The sequence below is a fragment of the Bullifex porci genome, assembly GCF_009695635.1.
In the GTDB taxonomy this organism is placed as follows: Bacteria; Spirochaetota; Spirochaetia; order Sphaerochaetales; family Sphaerochaetaceae; genus Bullifex; species Bullifex porci.
Window position 1 is genome coordinate 24,260 of the sequence record NZ_VUNN01000005.1, and the last position, 11,845, is coordinate 36,104.

Annotated in this window: 12 protein-coding genes and 1 pseudogene; 4 read left to right on the top strand and 9 right to left on the bottom strand. The window is 35.6% G+C overall.

Annotation, left to right across the window (positions count from 1 at the left end; translation table 11 throughout):
* The first annotated feature begins 11 nt into the window (after nt 1-11).
* Together rplI and FYJ80_RS04015 are read left to right on the top strand one after the other, a co-directional pair.
* Nucleotides 12-590 (top strand): 50S ribosomal protein L9, encoded by a 579-nt coding sequence (rplI, locus tag FYJ80_RS04010; RefSeq protein WP_154424870.1) that lies wholly within the window; start codon nt 12-14, stop codon nt 588-590.
* A gap of 93 nt (nt 591-683) precedes the next feature.
* Complete coding sequence (locus FYJ80_RS04015) at nt 684-2,081, top strand: replicative DNA helicase (protein ID WP_154424872.1); 1,398 nt, start codon at nt 684-686, stop codon at nt 2,079-2,081.
* Here the strand turns inward: FYJ80_RS04015 and rseP are convergent.
* From rseP to FYJ80_RS04055, 8 genes and pseudogenes are all read right to left on the bottom strand, one after another.
* Nucleotides 2,073-3,398 carry an RIP metalloprotease RseP gene (rseP, locus tag FYJ80_RS04020; protein ID WP_154424873.1) on the bottom strand — a complete coding sequence of 442 codons (1,326 nt, stop codon included), beginning with the start codon at nt 3,396-3,398 and terminating at the stop codon, nt 2,073-2,075. The genes FYJ80_RS04015 and rseP overlap by 9 nt on opposite strands.
* Nucleotides 3,398-4,474 carry a 1-deoxy-D-xylulose-5-phosphate reductoisomerase gene (locus tag FYJ80_RS04025; protein WP_154424875.1) on the bottom strand — a complete coding sequence of 359 codons (1,077 nt, stop codon included), beginning with the start codon at nt 4,472-4,474 and terminating at the stop codon, nt 3,398-3,400. Before FYJ80_RS04025 ends, rseP begins: the two co-directional genes overlap by 1 nt.
* Complete coding sequence (locus FYJ80_RS04030) at nt 4,471-5,316, bottom strand: phosphatidate cytidylyltransferase (RefSeq protein ID WP_154424877.1); 846 nt, start codon at nt 5,314-5,316, stop codon at nt 4,471-4,473. Before FYJ80_RS04030 ends, FYJ80_RS04025 begins: the two co-directional genes overlap by 4 nt.
* Nucleotides 5,313-5,999 (bottom strand): polyprenyl diphosphate synthase, encoded by a 687-nt coding sequence (uppS, locus tag FYJ80_RS04035; RefSeq protein ID WP_154424879.1) that lies wholly within the window; start codon nt 5,997-5,999, stop codon nt 5,313-5,315. Before uppS ends, FYJ80_RS04030 begins: the two co-directional genes overlap by 4 nt.
* 3 nt (nt 6,000-6,002) lie before the next feature.
* The gene (gene frr / locus FYJ80_RS04040; RefSeq protein ID WP_154424881.1) at nt 6,003-6,557 is read right to left on the bottom strand and encodes a ribosome recycling factor; all 555 of its coding nucleotides are present in this window, start codon (nt 6,555-6,557) and stop codon (nt 6,003-6,005) included.
* An 18-nt stretch (nt 6,558-6,575) separates the two neighbouring features.
* Complete coding sequence (gene tsf / locus FYJ80_RS04045; protein ID WP_154424882.1) at nt 6,576-7,418, bottom strand: translation elongation factor Ts; 843 nt, start codon at nt 7,416-7,418, stop codon at nt 6,576-6,578.
* A 46-nt stretch (nt 7,419-7,464) separates the two neighbouring features.
* Nucleotides 7,465-8,232 (bottom strand): annotated as a pseudogene (gene rpsB, locus FYJ80_RS04050) (30S ribosomal protein S2); the annotation flags it as partial.
* 185 nt (nt 8,233-8,417) lie between these two features.
* On the bottom strand, nt 8,418-9,641 hold the full coding sequence (locus FYJ80_RS04055; RefSeq protein WP_154424885.1) for an argininosuccinate synthase: 1,224 nt from the start codon (nt 9,639-9,641) through the stop codon (nt 8,418-8,420).
* 180 nt (nt 9,642-9,821) lie between these two features.
* Between FYJ80_RS04055 and FYJ80_RS04060 the strand changes: the two genes are divergently transcribed.
* Together FYJ80_RS04060 and cyaB are read left to right on the top strand one after the other, a co-directional pair.
* Nucleotides 9,822-10,595, top strand: a complete 774-nt coding sequence (locus FYJ80_RS04060) for a hypothetical protein (protein ID WP_154424887.1) — start codon at nt 9,822-9,824, stop codon at nt 10,593-10,595.
* A gap of 2 nt (nt 10,596-10,597) precedes the next feature.
* Nucleotides 10,598-11,134, top strand: coding sequence for a class IV adenylate cyclase (gene cyaB, locus FYJ80_RS04065; RefSeq protein ID WP_154424888.1), 537 nt, complete (start codon nt 10,598-10,600; stop codon nt 11,132-11,134).
* Here the strand turns inward: cyaB and FYJ80_RS04070 are convergent.
* Nucleotides 11,090-11,845, bottom strand: a complete 756-nt coding sequence (locus FYJ80_RS04070) for a hypothetical protein (protein ID WP_154424889.1) — start codon at nt 11,843-11,845, stop codon at nt 11,090-11,092. The genes cyaB and FYJ80_RS04070 overlap by 45 nt on opposite strands.

Here is an 11,845-nt window from a genome sequence, read left to right on the forward strand (position 1 = left end):
GAGTGCTTGATATGAAGATTATTCTTAATCAAGACGTTGTCAACCTCGGTGAAGAGGGTGACGTAGTAGTAGTAAAGGACGGTTACGCTCGTAACTATCTTCTCCCAACTGGTGCAGCTGTATTATACACAAAGGGTAACGCAGCAATTTTCCAGTCACGTGCAGCTCAGATCGAAAAGAGAAAGGCTGAAAAGAGAGCTCAGAGTGCATCACTCAAAGAGAAGCTTGATTCAACAGTTATTAATCTTGTTGTTACTGCAGGTGAATCTGGCAAGCTCTTTGGTTCTGTAACAGCTACAATGGTACAGGAAGCTCTTGCTAAGCTCGGTATCGAGGTAGAGAGAAAGAAGATTGAAGTTGCTACACATGCAATCAAGATGGTTGGTACTTATTCTGTAGTTATCCACCTCTATGAGAGTGAGGTTTCTCACGTTAAGCTCGTAGTTGAGTCAGAAATTCAGGTTAAGGAAAGAAAGGCTGCAGAAGCTAAGGCTGCTGCTGAAGCTGCAAAGGCAGCTGCAGAGGCTAAAGCTGCTGAGGAAGCAAAGGCTGCAGAAGAAGCAGCTCAGGCTCCAGCTGAAGCAAACTAATATATCTATTAGCTTAGGCCACTAGGTAATTCTAGTGGCTTTTTTTTTGCTTTAGCTTTATAATATTTTTCTGTTCACCTCAAGGAGTTTTATATGGCATTTGATAATAAAGGACAGACATTACCATTTGATGAAGATGTTGAAAAGGCAGTTATCGGTTCAATCTTACTTAATTCAAATGCATTAGAAATTGCCTCAGAAGTAATTAAGGCCTCTGATTTTTATCATACTGGGCACCAAAAGCTCTTCCAGGCTCTAATTGATTACTCAGAACAAAAGCAATTAAAGACTCTCGATTTTCTTTCTATAACTTCTTTTTTGGAAAGTAGAAATCAATTAGCAGAGTGTGGGGGAGCTGCTTATATTGCATCTCTTCCAGAGAATGTTACAAATACTGCATCTGTTAGTGTACATGCAGCTAAAATTAAAGAGCTATCACTTAGACGCTCATTAATTAAAAATGCTGCAGCATTAACTGCTAATGCATATGATATGAGCTCAAACATTCAAAAGGTTATTGATGAAGGTGAATCAGAGCTAGGTAGATTAGCAATAGGAACTGGTGAAGCTAATAAGGATCACCAGGTAAATGACTTTATTGCTCAAACTATCGAGAACATCCAGGAAAGGATGTCTGGAGCTTCTTCAGGCGCAGTAGAAACTGGTTTTGATGTACTTGATAGCGCAACAGATGGTGGCTTTAGACCTACAGATTTTATTATTATCGCTGCTCGTCCTTCTATCGGTAAAACTGCATTTGCAACCTCTATTATACAAAACATGGTATCGAAGGGTAACAGTAATGCAGATAGCTACTCTGTAGCCTTTTATTCACTAGAAATGAGTGGTGTACAGGTTTGTCAAAGATTAATATCTGGTATTTCAAAGGTTCCATTAAAGCAAATCAGAAATGCTACCTTTGGCGGTGGAAAGGATAGAAACTTTAATAGAATGATGGAAGCTTCTAATAAGCTCTATGATAGAAACTTATTTATCTTCGATACTCCAAATATGAAGCTCTCTGAGATTAGATCCTCTGCAAGAAGACTTAAGAGAGAGAGGGGCTTACAGGCTATGTTCATTGACTATATTGGATTAATCGATGCAGAGCTTGATGCTACAGTTCCTCGCTTTGAGCAGGTTGCTAGTGTATCAAGATCCTTAAAGGCGTTAGCTCGTGAGCTAGAAATCCCAGTAGTTGTTCTCTGTCAGGTTTCTCGTGATGCAGAGGGTGATAAGAATGAACCACAGCTAAATAATCTTAGAGACTCTGGTGCTATTGAGCAGGATGCCGATGTTGTAATGTTTTTACACCGTTCTAGAAAGGTTGATCCAGAAAAGCTTGTAAAGGATAAGGAAGGAAATCCAACACTAATGCCTACAAAGCTTATTATTGCGAAGCAAAGAAATGGTGAGACTGGTGAATTTAAGATTGGCTTTAGACCTGTAACTGCATCCTTTGAGAATATAGATCAAAATGTATCACTGTAGGTGAAAGTAAAATCTTATATCAACATAATATAGTAAGAAAAGCATAACAAGAGAAAGAATAAGACCTATTATATGAAATACTATGTAGGTCTTTGGCTTTAATTGTCTTCTAAAAAATATTTGATATAGATTAATAATAAGCTGTCCACCATCAAAGGATGGGATCGGTAAAAGATTAATTACTCCAATTGATACAGAGACTGTAGATAGTAAATATAGGAAAGCTCTAATACCTGTATTTTTACTTGTCTTAAAGCTTTGAGTTGTAATAGATCCAATTTGAGTAGCAGCTCTAGTTGGTCCTGTAATTTCATTTCTAGTATCTGTAAGCTTACCAGATACTAGATTTTTTATAGTTGTAATTATCCCTCTGATAATATTTTGTGTACGAGTAAGACCTGCTTCAATAGCTTCGTTAATACTTGGTTTTGACGATATTACAACCTTACTTCTCCAAGAGAATGGGAATGTTTTCATCGGCTCTAAGGTTATATCGATAATTTCATCACCTCTTTTAAGAGTAATATTCATTACTTCGTCTGAGTGCTTATATAAATCATATGTACAATTTATTTTATCTCCATTTACACTCAATAAAATATCATCCTCTTTAAATGGAGAATTAATATCAGAGCTTCCTATAATAGGTCTTTGAAATAGAGTTAAACCAAATTTACCATCGATTGGTGTTAAAGTAGCTTCAACTAATATACCATTTCTTTCTAAGATTGCATTAACACTATCCTTATTATGAAGCTTTAAATATTCTTCTGCTTCTTCAAAGGTATTAATTGTATTTCCATCTAATTTGATAATTTTATCACCAGGTAAAACATCGTTTTGCTTAATATCAATATTAAATAAGAAAGCAAAATCTGCTGCATTAGCAATTAATGGATCATTTACAATCGTCTCTACAGGTATAAAGGAAATAATAATAAATATAATTAAAGCAAGTAAAATATTAATAAAAGGTCCTGCAAAGAATATAAAAAAGCGTCTAATAGGGGAGGTGCTGAAGAATGAACCTGCTTCACTATTATTAAAATCCTTAGCATCCTCTCTTAAAGCTCGAGTTAAATCTGTAGAGCCATTCATTCTAGTACTTCCACCTAATGGAAGGAGGCGCAATGTAAAAGAAGTTTTCTTACCATGCAATGTAAAAACTCTTGGACCCATTCCAATGGAAAACTCCTCTACATTTACTTTTAATAAGAGTGCAGTAATAAAATGAGCTAATTCATGAATAATTAAAACTATAGAAATACCTACAAAACCAATTAAAAACTGAGATATAAAGGTAAGTAATTGAGTCATTAAAATCCTTTTAAAGCTATAGCTCTAGCTCTTTGATCTTGATACATTATCTCTTCAAAGCTATTACAGGTAGTTGAGAAATCATGCATTAACACCTCTTTAGTTATATTTGCTATAGAAGTAAATTTTATCTTATGGTCAATAAAAAGTCCAACTGCTACCTCATTTGCTGCATTAAAGGCAATAGGGTAGGAGCCCTTTTGCTCTAAAGCCTTATAGGCAAGAGCTAATAGAGGGAATTCCTCTTCATCCCATTTTTTAAAGGTTAAAGTTAAATCCTCAAATGATAATGGCTTTACAACATTATATAATGGATTAACTTCATCATTTACAGCACCAACAATTGGCAGTGTCATATCAGGTGGTGATAGTTGTGCATATACTGCACCATTATCAAGTCTAATCATAGAGTGAATAACAGATTGTCTATGAATTGTAACTTCAATATCCTTTGGAGAAAGATTAAATAGAAAACCAGCCTCAATAACCTCTAAACCCTTATTAGCAAGAGTTGCGCTATCAATACTAATCTTCTTTCCCATCTTCCACGTTGGATGATTAATAGCCTCCTCAACAGTAACATTATCAAGATTCTTCTTTTGATAAAAAGGACCACCAGAGGCAGTAATTACAACACTATGAATTTTATTATGTGCTTTTATTAAATTATATATTGCGCTATGCTCACTATCGACAGGAATTATCTTTCGATTTAATCGTTTAGCTTCATTTAAAATAAAGTCTCCACCCATTACTATAGATTCTTTATTTGCTAATGCTAAATCAAAGCCACAATTTAATGCAATTAAGGATGCCTCTAAGCCTGGGGCACCTGCAATTCCATTTAATACGATATCACCATCTAAAGAGGATAAAAATTCCTTTAACTTATTTGAGTTATCATTAATAAAGTAGGGACAATTAAATTCCTTTGCTAATTCAGAAAGTGAGTCCTTACTAGATCTTGCTACTAAGCCAGTAACCTCACCATATAATGATCCATTTCTAATTGCGTTTAAGCAGGTTGTTCCTATTGAGCCTGTAGAACCTAAAATAATAACCTTTCTTTTTATCATGCTACATATTGCATAAAGTGCATAAATGCAATAAAGACAGGAGCTCCAAAAAGAAGAGAGTCGATGCTATCTAACATACCACCTCTACCTGGAATAATCTTTCCACTATCCTTCATATTTGCACTTCTTTTTAGTACTGATTCAACTAAATCACCTATAGCAGCTGCAGCAGCTGTTGATAAGCCTAAGAAGAATCCCAAATAACCATCAACCTCGAAAGCCTTAATAAAGACACCGCATAGACATCCGATAATTGCTGGGAATACTAATGCTGCGATAAAGCCAGCTACACTCTTATTTGGACTTACCTTTACAATACCCTTATTATTCTTACCAAATAATTTACCAATAAAATATGCAAATGTATCTGAGCCAAAAACTAATGCAAAGAAAATTAATAAATATAACCAAGCATTATCTAGGAAACAGAACTTAATGAAGAATATTGCAAATGTATTTGGATATACTATTTGAAGTACTGTGTAGGATATTCGTTCTATAGATGCTTTAAAATTATCAACCTCACCCTTTTTTATTTCCATTGCTAATGCAATAAAGATTAATCCAATTAAAGAGTAGAGTGATAAGTTATAAAATGGATAAAATGCATATTGAATATATGTTGCTATTATCTGTATTGAACCTAAATAGGGTGGAAATAGTAGCTTTCCTGTAACGTGCTTGCTTAAAATATTATGTAGCTCATAAGAACCAATAATTGAAACTACCAATACTAATAGTGCAAAGCATAAATAGTTATACTGAGGTAATAATACAATTATAGCTATAAGTAGAGGTATAGCAATAACACCAGTTATAATTCTTTTCATATTAGATGTCATTTAATACCTCCAAAACGTCTTACTCGATGAGAGTACTCTTCAAGAACCTTAGTTACATCATTTTCGTCCCAATCTGGCCATAGTTTATCACAAAAAACTAATTCGGCATAGGCTGAATCAAAAAGTAAGAAGTTAGAAAGTCTTTTTTCTCCTGCTGAACGTGCAATAACATCGACAGGAGGTATTTCTGGATGTTCAAAATTATTACGAATTACTTCTGGTGTAATTTCAGTGATACCACTTTTTAAAGCTTTTGTTACCGCCATAGCAATTTCTGCTTGACCGCCGTAGTTTATAGCTAATTGAATAGTAATTACATTATTATTCTTAGTAGCCTCTATAGTATCCTGAATTGCTTTTTTAGCTTCATCGGGTAGGGGAGATAAATCTCCAATAGTTAAAACTCTTATACCATGCTCATTATAAAACATTAGCTCAGAGTAAAGCTTAGAAGAGAAAAGGCTCATTAAATATCCAACCTCTTCCTTACTTCTTTTCCAATTTTCTGTTGAAAAACAATAGAGAGAAAGATACTTCACATTATTATTAATCGCACCTTGAACAACTTTCTTTAAGCTTTTAATTCCTGCAAGGTGTCCTGCTGTTCTTGGAAGATGTCTAGCTTGTGCCCATCTACCATTTCCATCCATAATAAGTCCTAAGTGAAGTCCCCTCTCTCCCATAACTTAGATCTCCATGATCTCTTTTTCTTTTGCTTCAGCAACCTTAGCAACGTCGCTAATAGCGTTATCAGTCATTTTCTGGATCTTAGCTTCTCCGTCCTTCTGCTGATCTTCACTTATTTCAGAAGCTTTCTGCATCTTCTTAAGTGCTTCAAGAGCATCACGACGAACATTACGAATTGCAACACGTGCATTCTCTGCAGTTGCTTTAGCGCTCTTTGCTAATTCCTTTCTTCTCTGCTCTGTTAAAGCTGGGAAGTTAACACGAATGAGCTTTCCATCATTATTAGGATTAAGTCCAAGCTCACTCTTCTGGATAGCCTTTTCAATTGCTGAAAGAATGCTCTTGTCCCAAGGCTGAATAACTACAAGGCGTGCTTCTGGAACGCTAATTGAAGCTACCTGGTTCAGAGGTGTCTCTGAACCATAGTAATCAACTTTAATCTTATCAAATAAAGAAGCGTTCGCGCGTCCTGTTCTCATATTCTGATATTCTGTCTCAAGAGATAAAACGCATTTCTTCATTTTATCCTGACAGTTGTCAAGTACGCTCTGCATGAAATACTCCTACTATTATTAAGCCTGAACACCAGCCTGATAGTAATCGCAAGAAACGATATCAAGCTTAGCACCAGCAGCCTTACCAACCTCTGCCATCTTCTTAGAAACACTCATTGAGTCATCCTTTACGAATGGCTGGTTAAGGAAGCAAACTTCACTGTAAAGCTTATTAAGCTTACCTCTAACGATTCCCTCAAGAACCTTAGCTGGCTTATTCATAGAAGCAACCTGTGCCTGGAAGATTGAAAGCTGCTCAGCTTCATATTCCTTTGATACACTCTCTGTATTTAAGAACTGAGGCTTAAAAGCTGCAACGTGGAGTGCACAATCATGTGTGAACTCTTTAACCTGCTCATTTTCGAAAGCTGCTGCATTGTCGCTTGTGAATACAACACAAACTGCAACAGAACCTTCACCATGAACGTATGTTGAAGCATAACCATTAGCAGGAATATCGATTACAGTAAATCTCTTAACAGACATATTCTCTTTGATGATTGCGATTAAGCCTGCTACCATACCCTTAAGCTCGTCATTGATTTCTGTGTAGCCTTTCTCTACGATAACCTTACACATCTCTTCACCAAGCTCTTTGAACTGATCGTTCTTTGCAACGAAGTCAGTTTCACAGCTGAGCTCGAGAAGAACTGCCTTATTACCTGCTACATAAGTAAATACTCTACCATTTTCAGTAGCTCTATCCTGTCTCTTAGCAACAGCAGCAAGTCCCATTTCCTTAAGGATCTTTTCTGCCTGAGCCATATCACCGTTAGCGTCATTAAGAGCCTTCTTACAGTCCATCATGCCTGCGCCAGTGATATCACGGAGTTTCTTTACATCAGATGCTGAAATAGCCATTTTATTCTCCTTATTTTGTATATAACTCTTCTTCGAGAGCCTCTGCCTCTTCGTCCTTATCCTGAACAGGAGCAGCGTCAACTGCAGCAGCCTCATCCTCATCTGAGAGAGATTCGATGATCTGGATACCAGTCTCGTTATCTGCATCGATTACTGCATTAGCGATAATCTCAACGAAAAGTGAGATAGCTCTAATAGCATCATCGTTACCTGGGATTGGGTAAGTGATATCTGTTGGGTCACAGTTTGTATCAACTACTGCAACAACTGGGATACCAAGTCTCTTAGCCTCTGCAACTGCAAGAGCCTCTTTCTTTGTATCGATAATGAAAAGTGCACCTGGAAGCTCTTTCATATCCTTGATACCACCAAGGTTCTTCTCGAGCTTATTCTTCTCTTTTGTGAGAAGTGCAACTTCCTTCTTTGTGAGTGAATCGAAAGTACCATCAGCTTCCATCTTCTCAATCTTCTTTAAGCGAGCAATACTCTTTTTGATTGTTGAGAAGTTTGTAAGCATACCACCAAGCCAGCGGTTGTTAACATAAGGCATGCCACAGCGCTTAGCTTCCTGCTCAATTGTCTGCTGAGCTTGTTTTTTTGTTCCTACGAAAAGGATTGATTTACCGTTCTTAACCTGAGCGCGAATAGCTTCATAAGCTTCTACGATACATGCGCTAGTCTTCTGAAGGTCAATGATATGAATACCGTTTCTCTCTGTGAAAATGAAACGATCCATCTTTGGATTCCATCTCTTTGTCTGATGTCCAAAGTGTACGCCTGATTCTAACAGGCTTTTCATGGTTACTACTGCCATAGTAATCCTCCTAACTTTTTCGCTAAATTAATATTTAGCCCCTAACACTTTATCTCAGTAGATAATCTACCGGAAATTCTGGTTCAACGAACACAGTAACGTAATAATGCCAAAAATAATTAAATCATTCAAGGCATGAAATAAAAAAATGGACAGGAAAAGCCTTCCTGTCCGTAATAATGAGCTTATTTATTATCTCTTTGTGATGAAGCCATAAGTCTAATTGCACAAATATTAATAAAGCCCTTGCAATCGACTGGGTGGTAGCCACCAGCTTTATCCATACTTCCAAGATCCTGGTTATAGAGTGAACAAGGAGAGGAAATACCTGCATTAATTACATTTCCTTTATAGAGAGCAACCTTAGCAGTACCAGTTACATTCTTTTGGCTTGTATCAAATAGGCTAGTTAGCATATTAAACTCAGGAGCTCCCCAGTAGCCATTGTAAATTAATTCAGCATACTTTGGAGAGAGCATATCTCTAAGGTGCATTGCTTCCTTATCCATGCAAAGACCCTCTAGATTATGGTGAGCCTTCCATAGAATCTCGCAGCCCGGTGTCTCATAAACACCTCTTGATTTAATACCAACAAAGCGGTTTTCAACCATATCAACTCTACCAATAGCATTATCGTGACCAACCTTATTGAGGTACTCAATCATAGCTAATGGGCCAGTTACTACAGTATTATCATTTTCATTCTTAATTGATACTGGTAAGCCATCCTTAAATTCAATTGCAAGTACTGTTTCCTCATTAGGAGCATCCTTTGGATCTACAGTTAATGAGAATACATCACTTGGACATCTTGATGATGGATCTTCCAAAATACCTGCCTCATGAGAGATGTGGATTAAGTTAGCATCCTCACTATATGGCTTTTTTAATGATGCCTTTACTGGAATTGAATACTTTTCAGCATAAGCAAGCATATCAGATCTTCCTTCGAACTGAGAAAGGAATTCAGGATCCTTCCAAGGTGAGATAATCTTTACATCTGGCATATTCATGTAGTAGCCAAATTCAAATCTTACCTGGTCATTTCCTTTACCTGTTGCACCGTGAGCAACATATTTAGTGCCTTCCTTCTTTGCAATCTCAATATGGCGCTTTGCAATAATAGGGCGAGCTAAGGAGGTACCAAGCATATAGGTGCCTTCATATATTGTATTTGCTTTTAAAGCTGGAAAAACATAGTCCTTAACAAGCTCATCTCTTAAATCCTCGATGTAAACCTTACTAGCACCTGTTAAATATGCTTTTTCCTCTATTGCTTTGAAATCTTCGTTCTGACCGACATTTGCAACATATGCAATAACCTCAAAACCCTTGTTTGAGAGCCATTTTAGAATTACTGATGTATCTAGTCCGCCTGAGTAGGCTAGAACGACTTTTTCTTTTTTCATTTTATTATCTCCGTTTGATATTCTGCTTGTGAATAATTATGCATAAATAAAAAGAAATATCAACTATATAATGCATATTTATTAAAAAATTTTGTATATCACTATTTATATATGAATAATTAATGCATATATATAGTTTTTTACTTGGCTATTTCTTTTTTAAGCATTAATCTATATAGCATGATCGGATTTTTTATTAAAAAAGCTTTCTTTGACGGTTGGGACAATCTTATAGGACTTGTCCTTTATAATTTAGTTAGTATCGGTTTACTAATTTTATTGCTATTAGCTAGCTACCTTACAGAGGTAAGTACATTAGTATGGCTCTTAGCAATAGCATTAACACTATTAATATTTTGTTTATTCTCTGGTGCTCTTTCAAATGTTTGTTATGAATATTCAAACTATAGAAGAAGTGGCTTTTCAGTCTTTAGAGAAGGCTTTTCAAGATATTTTAAGCACTCATTATTTTACTTTGTATTCCTGCTTTTAATGTTTGTAATTGCCTTTGTTGTAATTCCATTTTATTTAAGTATAAATGGTGTAGTTGGAATGCTATTAGCAGTAGTAATGCTTTGGGTATTTATTATCATGGCTTTAATAATGCCATACTACTTAGCATTATCATCCTATTTACCAGGAGATGGACCATTTAAAACCTTTAAAAAGTGTTTCCTTGTTATGGCTGATAATATGGGCTTTTCACTTTTCTTTGCGCTTTACAACTTAGTAATGATAGTACTTAGTGTTGTTACTATGGGCTTTATTCCTGGTGTTGCAGGTATGAATCTTGCAAGTCATGATGCAGTTAAATTAATAATGCTAAAATATGATTATTTAGAGGAAAATCCAGATACAGATAAAAAACACTTGCCTTGGGAGGATATTCTCTTTGAAGAGAAGGAAAAGGTTGGCCCAAGATCGTTTAGAAGTATGATTTTCCCTTGGAAGTAGCTATGGCATACGAAGTAGAAATAAAGGCACATGCATATCCTGAGCTTAAAGAGGTCTTAGATAGATTCTGCTCAGCTGAGGGTCATGCAGTTGATAAGGATGATATTTATTTTGCTTTTCCAACTGACACAGCTCCTAAATTCAGAATTAGAACGTGTGGTGATGAGCTATTAATCACAGCTAAAAGAAATCATAGAGAGAATGGTCTTGAGTGCAATGAGGAATTAGAGTTTTCACATAGCGCTAAGGATAAGGATGTTATGATTAAGATGGCTCATATGCTTGGCTATGTTGAGTTTTTAAGAAAGCAAAAGAAGGGATATGAATGGCACTATAAGGATGTTCATATTGAGCTATTAAATGTAAAAACTCTAGGATGGTTTCTTGAAATGGAGATTATGAGTGATACAGATGATAAGGAGAAGAACCTTGATAAAATTCTTCTCCTATACTCGATATTAAATAGTGTAGGACTATGCTCGTGTGATGTTGAATCAAAGAGCTATCAGCAGATGCTCAAAGAACAAAAAGAAAAATAAGATAGATAGCAGGTAGAAAAGACTAGTAGTTTTAATTGTACCTGCTATTTTTGTTTTATCGCTATCAAAGATTGCATTTAATAGACCATTTATTATTAATGAGAGTGAAATAAAAACTATATATAGGTCTTGATTTGAAAAAACTAATACAAGTCCAATTATAGAGATAATTATATTACCAGCCTTTAAGCCTCCCTTTGTTGCAAGTAGCGATAAAAAGAGTGATAAAACAGATAAAAGTAAAAAGGTTAAAGTTAATAACACACTATCACTTGTTGCTTTTACAACTGTTGCAGTAAGCAGGAATATAGTTACATTTAAAATAAACTGTCTTACTAATAGCAGTACTCTAGAGGTTCTTTGATGGTTTACTGAAAAAAGGTGATAAATAGAGCTCATGACAGAAAACAGGATGAAGAAGGAGTAGGTTAGAGTCTCAAGTATCATCTGAGTAGATAGTGAGTTCTGAATAGTTGAGATAGCAAGCATAGCAATTGTTGCAAGAGCAGCTATGATATCACAAACACCATTAACAACACTATTTACTTCTTTCTTTTTAGCCATCTCAAAGCGTGCTATATCAAAGTCAAAGTTAAATCTAGTTCCATTTTTTAATAGTGCATAGAACTTTATCTCTTCAACCTCATCATAGTGATTAACAATTTCCTCTATTCGCGATTTAAATGATTCAAATACTTCTTTTTTATTCAT